At 68.0% G+C, this 16093-nt stretch carries 8 protein-coding genes, 1 other RNA gene and 2 pseudogenes; 6 read left to right on the forward strand and 5 right to left on the reverse strand.

From position 1 onward, the window contains the following. Positions 1-47: 47 nt before the first annotated feature. Positions 48-1433, reverse strand: coding sequence for a type II toxin-antitoxin system HipA family toxin YjjJ (gene yjjJ / locus XcodCFBP4690_RS18985; RefSeq protein WP_167394707.1), 1386 nt, complete (start codon positions 1431-1433; stop codon positions 48-50). A 668-nt stretch (positions 1434-2101) separates the two neighbouring features. Here yjjJ and XcodCFBP4690_RS18990 point away from each other — a divergent pair. The 5 genes and pseudogenes from XcodCFBP4690_RS18990 to XcodCFBP4690_RS19005 form a co-directional block, all read left to right on the forward strand. Then, a complete protein-coding gene (locus tag XcodCFBP4690_RS18990; RefSeq protein ID WP_104543439.1) occupies positions 2102-3175 on the forward strand; it encodes a 3-deoxy-7-phosphoheptulonate synthase in 1074 nt (357 codons plus the stop codon). A 482-nt stretch (positions 3176-3657) separates the two neighbouring features. Beyond that, positions 3658-5835, forward strand: a complete 2178-nt coding sequence (locus XcodCFBP4690_RS18995; RefSeq protein WP_104543441.1) for a translocation/assembly module TamB domain-containing protein — start codon at positions 3658-3660, stop codon at positions 5833-5835. Positions 5836-5895: 60 nt separating this feature from the next. Further along, positions 5896-5971, forward strand: a non-coding RNA gene (locus tag XcodCFBP4690_RS19000) — sX9 sRNA. A 374-nt stretch (positions 5972-6345) separates the two neighbouring features. Beyond that, positions 6346-6766: pseudogene (locus tag XcodCFBP4690_RS23475) on the forward strand (hypothetical protein); the annotation flags it as partial. Positions 6767-6981: 215 nt separating this feature from the next. Beyond that, positions 6982-8769 (forward strand): annotated as a pseudogene (locus XcodCFBP4690_RS19005) (hypothetical protein); the annotation flags it as partial. Positions 8770-8998: 229 nt separating this feature from the next. Here XcodCFBP4690_RS19005 and XcodCFBP4690_RS19010 read toward each other — a convergent pair. Both XcodCFBP4690_RS19010 and XcodCFBP4690_RS19015 read right to left on the reverse strand, forming a co-directional pair. Next, positions 8999-9922: an SMP-30/gluconolactonase/LRE family protein gene (locus XcodCFBP4690_RS19010; RefSeq protein WP_104543445.1), complete on the reverse strand. Its 924-nt coding sequence runs from the start codon at positions 9920-9922 to the stop codon at positions 8999-9001. Beyond that, positions 9922-10437, reverse strand: a complete 516-nt coding sequence (locus tag XcodCFBP4690_RS19015) for a cupin domain-containing protein (RefSeq protein WP_104543447.1) — start codon at positions 10435-10437, stop codon at positions 9922-9924. The genes XcodCFBP4690_RS19010 and XcodCFBP4690_RS19015 overlap by 1 nt, the downstream gene beginning before the upstream one ends. Positions 10438-10832: 395 nt before the next feature. Here XcodCFBP4690_RS19015 and glnE point away from each other — a divergent pair, with 395 nt between their 5' ends. Beyond that, positions 10833-13658 (forward strand): bifunctional [glutamate--ammonia ligase]-adenylyl-L-tyrosine phosphorylase/[glutamate--ammonia-ligase] adenylyltransferase, encoded by a 2826-nt coding sequence (gene glnE / locus XcodCFBP4690_RS19020; RefSeq protein WP_104543449.1) that lies wholly within the window; start codon positions 10833-10835, stop codon positions 13656-13658. Positions 13659-13817: 159 nt separating this feature from the next. Here the strand turns inward: glnE and XcodCFBP4690_RS19025 are convergent, their stop codons facing one another. Next, the gene (locus XcodCFBP4690_RS19025) at positions 13818-14375 is read right to left on the reverse strand and encodes a VUT family protein (RefSeq protein ID WP_104543451.1); all 558 of its coding nucleotides are present in this window, start codon (positions 14373-14375) and stop codon (positions 13818-13820) included. Between the two features lie 92 nt (positions 14376-14467). Further along, positions 14468-15910: a carbon-nitrogen hydrolase family protein gene (locus XcodCFBP4690_RS19030; protein ID WP_167394708.1), complete on the reverse strand. Its 1443-nt coding sequence runs from the start codon at positions 15908-15910 to the stop codon at positions 14468-14470. Positions 15911-16093 lie beyond the last annotated feature (183 nt).

Raw genomic sequence — 16093 nt, forward strand, 5'->3', positions numbered from 1 at the left:
GCTGCGGACACGCTACGGCACCGTTGCCGTGGCGTGTGGCAAGGCGATCAGGCAAGGCGCGATGCGGTTCGGCGCAGGCTTGCCAACGCGCGCGTGGCGATGCCACGCATCTGATCGCTCAAGGCCGCGTCGTCGATGGAGCGCTGCCAGAACTGTTCGGCCATCTCCGCCGCGCGTCGCCATTGTGCGAATTGGCCGACCGTGGGGGGGGGACTCTCGATATCCCTCGGCACGATTTCGCCACTGGACGCCGGCCGCAGCGCCATCGGCAACATGTCATACACCGGCGCGAGCCGCAGCGGCAACGTGTCGGCAAGAATCAGTGCTGCGTTGCCCAGATGCATGTCGGTGTTGCCGATGAGCACGCCGAACCAGCTGATCACCTCAAGATGCTCGGCATCTTCCGCACTCAGCCAACCATCGCGTTTGAGCAGCGGCGCAAGCGCGCGCCATGTGCCGACCTCCGACTGCCCATAGAACGCGGTAAAGATCGCCATCAACGAAACAAAGCCGTGGCGGCCCAGCGTGGGGGTGCGATCGAAGCGTGTGGATTCGAGAAAGACGCGCTCACCGGCCTGCAGCCGCTGTGTCGCTGCGGCTGCGATGCCACCGGCAAGCAGTACCTGGTTGGCCAGATGCTCCATCTGCAGCAGGTCCGCCCAGCGCCGCCCGGCCGGCTGATCGATCCGGTCGGAGAACTTCACAATGACCGGACGATACACGTCATGTTCGCGCAGCACGGCAGTGAACTTCGGTTGCTCGCCTGCAGCGGACGAACCGACGTCCTCGCCGCGCAGTGCGGCATCGGCGTGCTTGAGATACGCCTGCGGACGCGCTTGGATGTCGATGCACTCGGGCTGATCGATCGACGACAGTGCGCGAGCCAGCGAATGCTCGCCAACGAGCAGGTCGCCGAGCTGGTCGTGACCATCGGACAGCAGCGCGACGAGTGTGTCACTGGGCGACCACAGCATGAGATTTTCAGGAAGCCGCAACGGCCCGGAGACGCGACGTGCCAGATTGCGCCCGAGAAATCCCTGCGGGCGTTGGTCATCCAGAAACCAGGGCAGCGACTCGAACACACCCAGCTGCATCGGCGGATGCAGGAGCACCGGGTTTTCCTGCAGCAGCTCCACGAAGAAATGGTCGTGATGGAGTGCATGCAGCTGGCCCAGCGCCGCAACGCGAGCATGGCTGTCGATGCGGTAGAGCGGCCAGGCGCGCGCGCCTCGCACCTCGCCCGCGGCGGCATAGCTGGTAGCGCGCGCGCTGCCGTAGCGCCGCACCGAAGTTCCTGCGGCGGCAACCAGACGAGAAAGGGTTGCCTTGCTCACGCCCAATCGTGCGGCAAGATCGGCGCCGCGCAATGGGCCGTCGGTGCGCAGCGTGGCGACCAGGCGTTCTACTGCTTCGGGCAGGGGCATGCAGATCACCTGTGAAACGATTTATGAAACGATACTTCAGGGCTAATTGTCTAGCAAGTCACTGAATTGCATAGATAATGGCAATCCAAGGGATTAAATAAGACATCAGGGGTGAAACGATACTTTCGATGCTCTCGAACTGGAAACAGAGGTGGGAGCGCAGCCCCGTGCAGGGCTCCAAGGCGGCAGCGACGCCTTGGAAAAACAGCGTGCAGCGCGGCACTGTTCATGTCGCAACTCCCAGACGAGTTCCGCCTGCCGCCAGGATCTGGCCTGGACCGCCCAGCGACATCCCGTGATCCTGCCACCGCACGCAAGGCCATCGGCATGTCAGCAGCGGTCGGCCTGCATCACGTTGGCTTGGTCAGCCGTCGATGCCATATCTCTCTCTACCTGCCGCGTCACGCATCTGATTGCTCCGACGCACAGGGTCCGTTGCCGATGAAACAGTGGCATCGCGCAAAAACGCGTGGTATCAATGCATCCCATGAACGCACCCCGCAGCCAGTTTTATTTTTGGTACTACGGCTTTCCGATGCCGCTGGCGGAGGAAGGAGTGCGCTTACCCTGAAGGAGACTTCAGCAGCATTCCCGAAAAGCCGCCAGCGCACACTGGCGGCTTTTTTGTTGCCGCTTCGCCTGGCTTCCCCGATGCACTGCCGACCCGAGACAACGTTATGCCGCCCGTGACCGATGACCTGCGTATCCGCAAGATCGAAGCGCTTGCCCCCCCTTCCCAATTGCTGTCGCTGCTGCCTTGCGACGAGCGTGCCTCCGAGACCGTGACCCAATCGCGCGCCGCCCTGCACGCCATTCTGCAGGGGCGCGACGACCGCCTGGCAGTGGTGATCGGGCCTTGCTCGATCCACGACCCGGTGGCCGCAATGGAGTACGCGCAACGCCTGCGCCCGTTGCGTGACCAGTTCGGCGATGCGCTGGAGATCGTGATGCGGGTGTACTTCGAAAAGCCGCGCACCACCATCGGCTGGAAGGGCCTGATCAACGATCCGGACCTGGATGGCAGCTTCCAGATCAACAAGGGCCTGCGCGTGGCGCGTGGCCTGCTGCGCGACATCAACAACCTGGGCCTGCCGGCAGGCGTGGAATTCCTGGACATCATCTCGCCGCAGTACATCGCCGACCTGGTGGCCTGGGGCGCGATCGGCGCGCGCACCACCGAAAGCCAGGTGCATCGCGAAATGGCCTCGGGGTTGTCGTGCCCGGTGGGCTTCAAGAACGGCACCGGCGGCGACGTCAAGATTGCGGTGGACGCGGTGGGCGCGGCCTCGCATCCACACCATTTCCTGGCCGTGACCAAGGACGGCCACACCGCGGTGGCGGCCACTGCCGGCAACCCGGATTGCCATGTGATCCTGCGCGGCGGCAAGGTGCCCAATTTCGATGCGGCCAGCGTGGAAGCGGCCAGCCAGGTGTTGAACAAATCAGGCCTGCCGGCGCGCCTGATGATCGATGCCAGCCACGCCAACAGCAGCAAGAATCCCGAGAACCAGCCCAAGGTGGTCGAGGACATCGCAGCGCAGCTGGAAGGCGGCGAAACGCGCATCGTCGGCGTCATGGTCGAAAGCCACCTGGTCGGCGGCCGCCAGGAACTGGTGCCGGGTTGCGAGCTGACCTATGGTCAGAGCATCACCGACGGCTGCATCGACTGGGACACCTCGGTGCAGGTACTGGACCGGCTGACGACGGCGGTGCGCACGCGTCGGGCGCGCCGCATCGACGAGGCCGCATGAGGCAGGGGTGCAGGGGGCGTCGCGGGTGCCGGATGCGCCGATAAGGCCGTGCAGGCGCCGAGCGGGTGGATGGTCCGCGCCGACTAAAAAACGCCGGGCCGACTCCAGGAGCCGGCCCGGCGGATCGAACACACCACCCACGGTGACCCGTCGCTGCGGCGGCCAGGAGGGAGGGCGCCGTCTGCGCCGCAGACGAACAGGTGGCAACCTTATCCGCTGCGCACATGACCTGCGCATGTCGCTGTGTGGCGCACAAGGACATGCAGTTGCAGAAGGGTGAATCGCCCACCTCGCGCCCAGCAACGCCATCCGGTGGACGCCGCCGCTGCGCACGAGGTCTGCAGGCCCGGGATCCGGTCCAGGCGTCCCCCGCACCGCGATCGGGCGGGCGCACCCGAGAGCTGCCAGCCTGTGCCCGCATTCACGCTCCGGCGTCGGCGCACCCGCGATAGTGCGCGCAGACCTGTCTTGCGCCTGTGCCCATGCCCTCTCTTCGCGACCGCTTCCAGCGCTGGCCCCGGCCGTGGCGCCTTGCAGTGGTCGTGATGGTGACGCTGTACCTGCTCTACCTGCTGGCCGGCAACATCTATCTCAATACCCCGTTGTTCGATGCCAGCACCAACCGGCAGCCGCACAAGTTCACCATGCAGACCGGCCCGGCACTGACGCTGTTCCCGGGCGAGGTGATGGCCTGGAACGTGCGCATGCGCGGGCAGGCCAACCGCACCGTGTACGTCTTCCACGCCGATCGCGCGCATGCGCGCATCGCGTTGCTGGCCCTGTTCCGGCGCGAGGTGCGCCTGCCGTGGCTGCATGCCACCAATGTCAGCGCGGAAGTGGAGACCTCCGACACCCCCATCCCGCCACCGCCGCGCGGCAACCGGGGCTGGACGCTGCGCTTCGATGCGATCACCAGCAACAGCATCCGCAGCGCGCGCCTGGGCAAGTTGCTGATCGCCGGCAAGGGGAACGGCAAGGTCGGTTTCCTGAAGCAGCTCAAGGGCGGGCCATCGGAGTTGTTTCCCTCCGACGCCGGTTTCGAGGATGCGGTGGTCAGCTACGACGGCGTACAGGTCTTCAATGGCGCCCAGCTGGATGCGCAATTCCAGTTTCCGCGCCATTACCGCGACACCGCGCCCGGCCTGCGCAAGCTCGGCATCACCCAGGCGCGCCTGCAGCTGAAAGCCAGCACGGTGGCACTGAAGATCGACACCGGTGCGCCGCATGTGGATATCCGCAGCGGGCCGTCCGCGGCGCGGGTGGAGGCCGACATCGCGCTGGCCAACGGCGCGATGCAGCCGGGCAGCCATGCGGTGTGGCGGCTGCCGTTGATGGCAGGGGTGGGGGCCACCGACCGCGGCATGCTCGCGCTGCAACTGGACGTGGCACAGGACATCCGCGTGCAGGCGCGTCTGCCGCGCGATGAAGACACGGGGAGCGAGTTGCACGCCGACCTGCGCATCGCCGGCCGCAGCGTTCCGTTCGAGCAGCCGGCGCAGCTGCTGCCGCGTCTGTCCGGCCAGGTGCGGGGGCGCTGGAAGTTCGAATCGCTGAACTGGATCGCCGAGCTGTTCGTGCGCAAGCCGTGGTTCCAGCTGGAAGGCGGCGGGCTGGTCGAGGCCGACCTGCGCCTGGCGCAGGGGCGGCTGACCAGTGGCAGCAGCTTGGAGATTCCGCGCGTCGAAGCGGTGGCGCAGGTGTTCGATACGCGGCTGGCGGGTGTCGCCAACGCGCGTGGGCGCATCGACGACGCCGCCACGCCGCAGGCGCATCTGGACGTGCGCATCCCCACCTTCAAGGCCGCACCGCGCAATGCGCCGCGGCAGGTGTTGCTGGACGGCCGCGACCTGCAGCTGGCCATGCATGGCGACGCCGAGCTGGCGCGCCTGCGCGACACGCTGAAGGCGCAGCTGCGTTTCAGCGATGCGCAGGTGCCCGACCTCACCGTCTACAACCGCTATCTGCCGGGCAACAACGTGCGCCTGCTCGGCGGGCGCGGCAGCCTGACCGGCGATGTCGCGCTCAACGCCTCCGGCGATGTGGGCAGCGGTCATGCGCATCTGCGCGGCCAGGGCGCACATCTGGCGTTGGCCGGCGTGCAGATGCGCGGCGACGCCGAACTGCAGGCGCAGCTGCAGCGTTCCGACTTCAAGAACAAGTTCTTCGACCTCAGCGGCACCCGCGTGCGCCTGCGCAACATGCGAGTGAGCGAAGACAGCGCCGACGCCGGCTGGTGGGGCGAGTTGCAGGTCGGTGCCGGCACCATCCAGGCCAGCGCGCCGTTCCAGCTGGACGCCGATGCCGCGTTGCACATGCGCGATGCCGCACCGCTGTTGTCGGTGTTCGCACAGCGCAGCGATTATCCGCGCTGGGTGGTGGGCCTGCTGGACTCGGGGCAACTCGATGCCACCGGGCGAGTGCGCTGGCGCAAGCGCCAACTCACCGTCGACGATCTGCATGCCGAAAACCAGCGCCTGTCCTTGCGTGCCCGCCTGACGCTAGAGGACGCACAGCGACGCGGCGATCTCTACCTGCGCTGGGGCGTGCTCGGTGCCGGCATCGAACTCGACGGCAAGCAGCGCCAATGGCATCTGGCTGGCGCGCGTCAGTGGTATGAGGCGCAGCCCGGACTGTTGCCTGCGGTGTCCACGAGCAACTAAAAGCAGCCAGCAAAACTACTGCGCCGCCGCCAGGCGGGCGCGGTCGGTGCCCGGTGCGACATGTACCACGCGTACACTGCGGTTCCTCCACGCCATCCGCATCCACCCGACGACCGCTCGCTACGGTTTGTTGGCCGCTCCAAGGCGCACTCTGTCGAGTGAAACGCGCATGTCCGCTTCGCCCCGAGCGCGATCCGTGTAGGGCGGTTGGCTGGCAGGCGGGCATGGAATCGATGTTCGTGCGGATGATGCAGCGTTGCAGCGTATTGAATGTGGCGCCACGCATCGCGTGGGCGTGGTGGGCTGGATGGGCACGGCAATGGCCGATCGATGCATCGGTGGGTGCTCGCCGTGTCGTCGGCCGCAACCACCAGCCCGCCCGGCGACATGCACGCGTCCACCATGCAAGCCGGGCGAGCTCATGCGGGCCGTCCCGCTGCGCACCGCACTCACGGCCCACTTGCCACACTGCGCGGCGCCGCGTGCGCGGTCCTCAAGGAGCCTGCCGTCATGACGATGCCGCCTCGCGCCCGCTGGCGCGCCCTGCCGCGTGCCCTGCGCTGGCCAGTGCTGGCCGCGATCGCGCTGTACGCGGGCTATCTGTTGCTGGGCAACCTGCTGCTCAATACCCCGCTGGGTCCAGCTGCGCTCAATCGCAAGCCGGAGACATTCGCCATGCAGTGGGGACCGGCGCTGACCTGGTGGCCGGGTCGGCTGGTGATGTGGGACGTGGCGCTGCAGGGCCGCTCCACGCGTCAGCGCTGGACGGTCAGCGCCCGGCGCATGCGCGGGCAGATCCGGTTGCTGCCGCTGCTGCACCGCCAACTGCTGGTGCCGGAGTTGCAGGTGCATGGCGTGCGCGCCGCGCTGCAGGCCACAACGCTGCCGGCAGCTGTGGCAAACGCATCTGCTGGCGCCACACCCTCTACACAGCGGCCCGCCGCTACAGCCCGCGCCACACCGGAGAGATCCGCCGGGCAAGCGCGCACCACCGTCAGCGCCGCACCTTCGGCATCCGCTGTCGCTGCAACGCCAACGGCATCGGGCAGCACAACCTTCGACCAGGCAGATGGCGCTGCTTCGCAGTCAACTACAACTGCTCGGCCGGGAACGCGCCCGCGTGCGGCCCAGCAGCCGGTGGCTCGCGCGTGGACGCTGCAGTTCGACCGCATCGATGCCGAGCAGGTGCAGGCGTTGTCGCTGCACCAGCTCCACATCGAAGGGCAGGGGCAGGTGCAGTTGGGGGTGTTCAAGCAGCTGCGCGGCGGGCCGATGGAGCTGTTTCCCTCGCGCGCCAGCTTCGACAGTGCGCGTGTGCGATGGGGCCAGAGCGAAATGCTGCGCAACGGACAGCTTCGCCTGGACGCCAACATCGCCCGGCACAGGCCCGATCAGGCGCGTGGGTTGGCGTTGCTGCAGCTCACCGATGCATTGCTGGCCGTGCACGGCGACACCGCGGCGCTGGATGTCACGCGCAATGCGCAGGGGCGCCACCGCGTCGTGACCCGGCCGGGGAAGGGGCGCGCAGACGGCGAGCTGCGCTGGGCGCGCGGTGCCCTGCAGCCAGGCAGCCAGTGGCACTGGCGCTCCCCCTTGCACGACAGCACCCGCGCACCGGCAGCCTTGCTGGGCGAACTCACCGCGCAGCTGCAGGTGGATGAAGACATGCGCCTGAAGATCGCCATGCCCGAGCCGGCCGATGCCGGACTCACTATGGATGCGGATCTGCGCGTGCAGGGCAGGCAGGTACCGCTGGACGGTTTGCGCGCGTTGTTGCCGCGCACCTCCGGGCATGCTCGCCTGCATTGGCAGCTGGCCTCGCTCAGCTGGATTCCGGCGCTGTTTCCGGATGTGGATTGGCTCACCCTGGAAGGCGATGGCCTGGTGGATGCGGATCTGCGGATCGATCGTGGCCGCCTCGGTGCCGGCAGCCGCCTGCAGGTGCCGCATGTGCGTGCGCAGGTCGGCGTGATGGGCCATGCGATCGCGGGCCAGGCCAGTGCCGATCTGCGCGTAGCCGCCGACGCCAACGGCCAGTTGCTGCCCGCGCTCGCACTGCAGATGCAGCAGTTTTCGATTGCACATACCGATGCACCGGCACGTCCGTTCGTGCAAGGCCACGATCTGCGGCTGGACCTAAGCACACGTCTCGATGCGCGCAACCTGTCCAGCCTGCGCGATGCCACGCGCGCGCACCTGACCTTTGCCAACGCACGCGTGCCTGATCTGCGTGCCTACAACCGCTATCTGCCGCAACAACAACTGCGCTTCGATGGCGGCAACGGCGTGCTCAGCGGCGACCTGCAGATCGAACCGGGTGGACGGATCGGTACCGGTGGTTTGCGCATCGGTGCGCGTGCGGCGCGGCTGCAATTTGCAGGGCTTGCGATGCGTGGCGATGTGGATGCGGATCTGCGCCTGCAGCGCGGCGATCTGCGCGAGGAAACCTTTCGCCTCGATGCCAGTACCGTGCAATTGCGCAATGTCGGCTTCACCGGCCCGGATGGTCAGCGCCGCGATGGATGGTGGGCGCGCATCGTGCTGGACGACACGCGCATGCAATGGCGGCAGCCGATCGGCGTGGATGGGCGGGTGCGCATCCAGGTACGCGACCTGGCATTTCTGATGGCGTTGTATGCGCGCGACCGCTCGATTCCGGACTGGATGTTGCGGCTGGTGGATGCAGGCCAGGCGCAGGTGACTGGGCGCGTGCATTGGCAGGGCGAGACGGTCATCGTCGATCGGCTGCAGGCGCGCAACGATCGCTTCCAGGTCGATGCGCGCCTGCGTTTGCAGGGCCGCCAGCGCAGCGGCAGCCTGCTCGCACGCTGGGGCATGCTCAGTGCGGCGGTGGGCCTGCGCAACGACACGCCCGAATGGCATCTGCTGCGTGCGCCGCAGTGGTACCGGGCGCAGCCGGATCTGCTGCGGTGAGTACCTGCAGCGCCAGCATCATGTGAAGAGTTGAGCCAGTTCTGTACTGTCTGGTGTTGTTTTGCAGTGCAGCGTGCAAGTCGCATCCGGGGCGCGCACTATGATCCTGCATCCCGACGTGGGGGAGGGAGCAAAGCCCGCTGGCAGTTCGCTGCAAGCGGGCTTTTTTATTGCCTGGCGTTTGCCGGGTCAAGCGTGCGCAGGGCGGCCACGCCGCGCGTTTTTCTGCTTATTTTCCCTGCAATTGCAGCATCCACAGCGAACTGCCACCGGTGACGAACAGCCGCCGCTGGGGTGGGTCGAACGTGCAGTTGGAGGCGGTCTGCGGTGTAGGCACCTGCCCGAGCAGGCGCCCGGCGGGATCGAAGATGCAGATGCCGGTGGCGGAACTGCTCCACAGCCAGCCCTGACGGTCCACGCAGAACCCATCTGCAATGCCATCGGGCACCACGGCAAAGCGGCGTGGATCGTGCAGTGCACCATCGCGCCAATCGAAGGCGGTGATCTGCGGTGTGCCGGGCCCGTGCTCCGGCGTCTGCGAGACATACAACACCCGTTCATCGGGCGAAAACGCCAGCCCGTTGGGGTGATCCAGCCGGGCCAGGCATTGCAACGGCCCGCCATCGGGCGGTAGTCGGTACACGCCGTGGAAATCGAGCTCCTGCTCGCCGGGACAGCCCTGGCTGGGCTTGAGCAGGCCGAACGGTGGGTCGGTGAACCAGATCGCCCCGTCGCGCGCCGCGATCAGGTCGTTCGGCGAATTGAGCCGCTTGCCGTCGAAACGGCCCACCAGCAGGTGCGCGCGGCCGTGTGCGTCGCTGCGGGTGATCGCGCGGCGGCCGTGTTCGCAATGCACCAGCCGCTGCTGCACATCCACGGCGTTGCCGTTGGTGAAGGCGGTGGCATCCAGCAACACGTCCACTGCGCCGTCTTCGCGCCAACCCAATACGCGGCGGCCGACCACATCGCTCCAGACCAGGGTGCGTTGCGCTTCCCACCAGGCCGGGCCCTCGGACCAGGTGGCCTGGTCGTACAGGGTGTACAGCCGCGCATCGCCCAGGCGCGCAGCCAGTGCCGCATCGTGCGCGTGTGGCGGTGCGCAGTGCGTTGGCTGCGCCGGGCCAGGTGCACGCACACGGCAGTGCGCCTGCATCAACGCGGTGCCTCGTGGCCGAACGGATGTGCAACCGCCGCGGCCGGCGCTTGCGCAAACTGCACCAGCATCTGCAGGCAAGAAGTGTCGCCCAGCTGGCCGGAGCGGTGGCCGCGTGCATCGGCAGTGCCCTGGTCCTGGCCGAAGTGGATATCGCCAGGACCCATTTCCACACGCGTGCCGTCGCCGGTCTCGATGAACCAGCGGCCGCGTAGCGGAATCACCCATTGCGGATGCGGGCTCTCATGCCAGTCGCCGACCCAGCCCACCGGCAGCACCGCGAACTGGATGCCGAGCACCTCGCCGGGAAAGGGCCGCAGCCATTGCGGCGCTGCACCGCCACCCACGCTCTTGCTGCCGAAGCCCGGCAGTTGCGAGGGATTAAGCCGGCTGTTGCCGTCCGGGCCGGTCCACAGGTGCAGGAACGGCAGGCTGGGCGGCAGATCGAGATCGTTGCCGTCGTTGTCCAGCGGGATCTGCGACGGCAGCAACGCGGCAGGCAGTAGCGTGGGCATGGCAGGGCCTCGTGCGAAAAACGCAGTGCACCACGGGCATTGTCAGGGCGGCGTAAGCGATCTGTTCAATGCAGCGAAAACGCGTGTGGCGCTGCGACCCTGCGTTTGATCTGGCTGCATTCTGCGTTGCAGGCGGCCAAGGCGTTCCGGTGCCGGGACTGCGATACCGTTCGCTGCGCGTGCAGCTGCATCACTGCAGGAACAGCCATCGCAGTCTGCGCTGGCATCGGCCGCAGGTGTCGCGCAATGCACGGTGCAGGCGAGCATGCTGTATCGCTCAGGCGTCTCGTTGCATTCCTGCATCCATCCCATTGCGAGCAGTGCTTGCAGACGACCAGACATCCACGCAGTGATGTAGACGTGCTGCTGCAGGGTGGGGATGCCAGAATCGGCACATGTCGCTTTCCACCGCATCCGCCTCTCCTGCGCTGACCGCCCTGATCGAACGGGCCGTGGCGCGTGTCCGCCAGGCGCTGCCCGCCGGGCAGCCGCAGCCCGATGAGGCTGTCGGCGAGCAGCTGGCGCAGCTCGCGCTCGTCAGCGATTTCGCAATGGAGACCCTGGCGCGGCAACCGGCGCTGCTTGCGCATCTGGCGCAGGCCGACCCGCCGCCAGTGCCGCTGCCCATCCTGGATCCGACGCAACCGCAGGAGTGGCCGGCGCAGCTGCGCCGCTACCGCGCCGCCGCGTCCACCCGCCTGGTGTGGCGCGATGTGTTCGGCCTGGACAGCGTGGAGGCCACCCTGGCCGGCACCACCCACCTGGCCGAAACCTGCCTGCAGCTCGGCCTGCAGGCGCTGGAGCAGCAATTTTCCAGCCACCATGGGCAGGTGATTGCCGACGACGGCAGCGTGCAGCGGCTGGTGGTCTTCGGCCTGGGCAAGCTGGGCGGCGGCGAGCTGAATTTTTCGTCGGACGTGGACCTGGTGTACGCCTACCCGCAGGGCGGGCAATCCGATGGACCGCGCCCGCTGGCGGCCGAGGAATATTTCGCGCGGCAGGGCCAGCAACTGGCCAAGCTGCTGGACGAAACCACCGCCGAGGGTTTCAGTCACCGCGTGGATCTGCGCCTGCGTCCGTTCGGCAGTGCCGGGCGCGTAGCGCTGTCGTTCACCGGCATGGACCAGTATTTCCAGCGCGAAGGTCGCGATTGGGAGCGCTATGCCTGGCTCAAGGCGCGCGCGGTGGCTGGCGATATCGCCGCCGGCGAGGCCTGGCTGGAAACCCTGCGGCCGTTCGTCTACCGCCGCTATCTGGATTTCACCGCGCTCGATGGCCTGCGCGAGATGAAGGCCGCCATCACCGCCGAGGTTGCGCGGCATGACCGGCTGGACGACATCAAGCGCGGACCGGGCGGCATTCGCGAGATCGAATTTCTGGCGCAATCGCTGCAGCTGATCCGCGCCGGGCGCGAGCCGGCGCTGCGCGAGCGTCGGCTGTTGCCCGCGCTCGCGGCGCTGGTCGCCGCGGGCCAGATCGAACCCGATACCGGCGCGGCGCTGGCCGCGGCGTACCGGTTCCTGCGCCGGCTGGAAAACCGCCTGCAGATGCTGCGCGATGCGCAGACCCATGCCCTGCCGCAGACCCCTCTGGACTGCGAGCGCATCGCGCTGGGCCTGGGCTACACGGATTGGCAGGCAGTGCTGGACGCGTTGGCCCCGCATCGCACGCAGGTGGCTGCCGAATTCGCCGAACTGCTGGCACCGCGCGTGCGCACCAGCGCCCCCGATGGGCTGGCCGATTACTGGCGCGCCCTGCCCGATGGCGATGCCGCGCCTCTGCTCGGTATCGGGTTGCACGATCCCGGCAGCGCGCACCAGGTGCTGGGCGATTTCGCGCAGTCCTCCGGCGTGCGTGCCCTGTCCGATACCGCACGTGCACGGCTGGACCGCGTGGTGCCGGCGCTGCTGCATGCCGCCGCCCGGGCCAGCCAGCCCGACGCGGCGGTGCGGCGCATGCTGGGCCTGTTGCAGGCCACCTTGCGCCGCACCAGCTATCTGGCGCTGCTGGACGAACAGCCCAGCGCGCTGGCGCGGCTGGTGGATGTGCTTTCGCGCAGCGCGCTGCTGGCCGAGCGCCTGGCGGCCTATCCGCTGCTGCTGGACGAGCTGCTCGACACCCGCATCGGCGGCGCGCTGCCCGATCGCGCCGCGCTGCAGGCCGCCTGCGCCGACACCGTGCATATCGAGGACACCGAAGCGGCCCTGCGCGAGCTCAACGAACGCCGGCTGGCGCTGAGCTTCCGCATTGCGCTGGCCACGCTCGACGGCCGCCAGCAGGCGGTGGAAAGCACCCGCCAGCTGGCCTGGCTGGCCGAGGCGGTGGTGCAGACGGTGTTGCAGCTGGCGCGCAGGGAACTGGTGGCCGCGCACGGGCAGGTGCCTGGCGGTACATTCGCCATCGTGGGCTACGGCAGCCTGGGCGGGCTGGAGCTGGGTTTCGGTTCGGACCTGGATCTGGTGTTTCTCTACAACCACCCGCGGCAGAGCGAACACTCCGACGGCAAGCGGCCGCTGGATGCGGGGCGCTGGTTCGCGCGACTTGCGCAGAAGGTGATGGCGCTGCTCGCTGCCGAAACCGGCGCCGGCCGCTTGTACGACATCGATGTGCGGCTGCGTCCGGACGGCGGCAAGGGTGCGCTGGTGTCGTCGTTGGCCAGTTACCGCGAGTACCAGCGCGAGCGCGCCTGGACCTGGGAGCACCAGGCGCTGGTGCGTGCCCGCGCGGTGGCCGGCGATGCCGCGCTGTGCGATGCGTTCGCACAGGTGCGCCGCGACACGCTCACCCGCGTACGCGATGTCGCGCTGCTGCACGAGGACGTGCGCAAGATGCGTGCGCGCATGCGTGCCGAACTGGATCGCAGCGATGCTGGCCGGCTGGACCTCAAGCAGGGCGCCGGCGGCCTGGTCGATCTGGAATTCGTGCTACAGGCCGGTGTACTCGGCCAGGCCGCGCAGCACCCGGCCTTGCTGGAGACCTGCCAGACGCCGGCCTTGATCGATGCGCTGGTGCAGGCGCACTGGTTGCCCGCCGATCTGGCGCCGCCGCTGCATCAAGCGCATGCCACGCTGGTGGAGGCCGGGCTGGCCTGCACGCTGGACCGGCGCCCGCGCCTGATCGCGCCCACGCCGGCCATCCAGCACGCGCGCAGCAGCATCTTCAACGCAGCGCGTGCGCAGGGGCTGGAATTTCCCATCGGCAAGGATGTGGCTGCGTTGTAGCTGCGTGTTGTGGTCGGGGGCTTTCCCGCCTGTTCTTCAGGCGGCTTTTCGCCGGCGGCAGCAGCGATAGGCAACCGTTACCGCGGGTGTCGCAGATGCCCGCGCAGAGCCGCAGGAGCCCGAACGCGGACCGCCATGCAAACGCCGCTGCATCGCGTGTCAGGCCTGCGGGCGCGGCGCACTGCGCCAGAGCAATGCGCGGAACGGCCCGAGCAGGAACACGCCCATGCCCAGTTTCACCGCCAGATCGCCCGCCGCCCAGCTCAGCCAGGGCAATGACGCACCGGCGAAGGCGATGCTCCAGAAAATCGCGGTGTCCAGCGTGGCGCTGCAGGTGGTGGCCACGATCGGCGCGCGCCACCAAGTACCATGCCGCAGCCGGTCGAACACGGTGATGTCGAGCAATTGCGCCGCGATGAACGCGGTGCACGAGGCAGCCGCGATGCGCGGCGTCGCCAGCCATACCGACAGCAGCACCGCCAGCGCGAACCCGCACCAGGCCACCGTACGCGCGGCCTGCGGCCCGAAGCGACGGTTGATCAGATTGCTGACCAGAAATGCCAGTGGATACGAGAACGCGCCCCAGGTCAGCCAGTCGTTGATCGGGTACTGCACCAGGATGTTGGACAGCAGCACCACCGCGCCCATCGCCAACACCGCCCAGGTCACTGCGCGGGCGGTGAGCGGTGCGAACTGCGGCGTGGGGGCAGTGGACATGGCGGTTTCATGCAGGTGGTGCACCGATTATCCGTGTGCCGTTGCCGTCGGGCCAGCGTAGCGGCTGCGGTGAAGTGCGATGCCTGCGTTGCTCAGCGCGCAGATGCCAATGGTGTAGACGCTCTGCGGCGATACGCCGCCGCAACCAGCAGCAGTGCCGCCAGCGCGCAGATCCCGCCGAACAGGTCGCCCATCCGGGTATACAGAGTGGCTCGCTGCGCGCCCACCGGGACGCTGACCAATGCGCTGGCCCCGGGCATCGGTGCGCTGGCGGTCTGCAGCAGCACGCGGCCCTGCGCATCGCTGACGATCAGCCAGCCTTCGCGCGCGGTGCGCACCACCGCGTAGCCGTTTTCGACACCACGTAGCACCGTCATGTGCGCGGACATCCAGGCATCGCGGTAGTCGAAGTCCCATGCCGGCACCAGCATCATCGCCGCGTTGCGCTGGCCATTGGCGCGTGCCAGCCGCGCGAACAGCATGTCCTTGCAGATGGCAAGGCCAAACCGCGCATCGCCGATGGCGTGCAGCGCGTACTGCGTGCCGGTGGCGTAGTGCTGCGCGCGCTCCGGCGGCGCCAGGATGTGCTTGTCGTAGTTCAACACCCGCTGGCCGTCCGGGTCGAACAACCAGGCCAGGTTGCGCGGATGCACGCCGTGCTCGCCTATGCCGACCACCAGCCACAGCCGGGGCGTGCGCGCCAGCGCCGCAAAATGCGCCTGCCAGCGCGCCAGCTCCGCCGGTGGCAGTACCGCGATCTTTTCCGGCAGCACCACGACATGTGCGCCTTGCGCGGCCAGCTTGCCGACCAGTACGTCGTAGCGGTCGCGGATCGGTTGCCAGTACGCCGGCGTGGCCGATGCGTTGATGGCCTCGTCGATGGAGGCCAGGCCGATCTTCATCGGCGTGCCGGTCGCTGGCGTCTGCAGCCGCCACAGGCCGTAGCCGCTGGCCGACGCCACCAGCAGCACTACGGTTCCAACCAGCAATGCTGGACGACGCACCCGGTTGCCACGCCACAGCAGCAACGCCAGCAGCGAAGGCAGCAGGCACAGCACGAACAGCAGCCCGGACATGCCCGCCAGCGCGGTGAGCTGCAATAACGGCAATACCGCTGCCTGGGTATAGGCAGGGCTGCCCCAGTTGCCATCGGGCAGCAGCCGCGCCATCAGCAAGTCCAGCATCACCCACAGCAGCGGATAGGCGAGCACGCTCCAGCCGCTGTGTAAACGCCGCACCAAACCGCGCGTGCCCATCACCACCACATGCCACAGCGCTGCCATGCCCAGCGTGGCGATTATTGCAGCCGGCAGCGGCATCACCACGGCGAAGTAGGCTGTGTAATGCGTGGCGGCCAGCAGCGTGGCGATCGCCACCGCCACCCGTGCCTGGCCGCTGCGTTCGATCGACAGGGCCAGCCATAGCAACGGTACCGGTGCCAGCCACGCCCACCACCATGCAGGCGCGAGACCGACCCCGAACCACAGCGCCGCCCCGGCGGCGAGCGAGGCCGGTAACAGGCGTGACAACGGCATCGGCGCAGGCTGCATGATCGGTTCCGTCACCAGGGTGCGTACAGTGTTCGCATGCCGGCCAACGCGGCGGCAGTGTCATCGGTCATGACGGCTGCACGCGTGCGGTCTTGGCACCGCGCGTCGCGTCGCGGAGTCGCTGGCGATCGGTTGGCGGCATGTGACGCGCGCTCACCTGTGTCCCGT

The organism is Xanthomonas codiaei (assembly GCF_002939785.1).
GTDB classification, from domain to species: Bacteria; Pseudomonadota; Gammaproteobacteria; order Xanthomonadales; family Xanthomonadaceae; genus Xanthomonas; species Xanthomonas codiaei.

Coding starts and splice junctions, on each gene's coding strand:
- XcodCFBP4690_RS18990 (WP_104543439.1), top strand. CDS start 2,102: ATGCCGCCCGTGACCGATGACCTGCGTATCCGCAAGATCGAAGCGCTT.
- XcodCFBP4690_RS18995 (WP_104543441.1), top strand. CDS start 3,658: ATGCCCTCTCTTCGCGACCGCTTCCAGCGCTGGCCCCGGCCGTGGCGC.
- XcodCFBP4690_RS19010 (WP_104543445.1), bottom strand. CDS start 9,922: ATGCAGGCGCACTGCCGTGTGCGTGCACCTGGCCCGGCGCAGCCAACG.
- XcodCFBP4690_RS19015 (WP_104543447.1), bottom strand. CDS start 10,437: ATGCCCACGCTACTGCCTGCCGCGTTGCTGCCGTCGCAGATCCCGCTG.
- glnE (WP_104543449.1), top strand. CDS start 10,833: ATGTCGCTTTCCACCGCATCCGCCTCTCCTGCGCTGACCGCCCTGATC.
- XcodCFBP4690_RS19025 (WP_104543451.1), bottom strand. CDS start 14,375: ATGTCCACTGCCCCCACGCCGCAGTTCGCACCGCTCACCGCCCGCGCA.
- XcodCFBP4690_RS19030 (WP_167394708.1), bottom strand. CDS start 15,910: ATGCCGTTGTCACGCCTGTTACCGGCCTCGCTCGCCGCCGGGGCGGCG.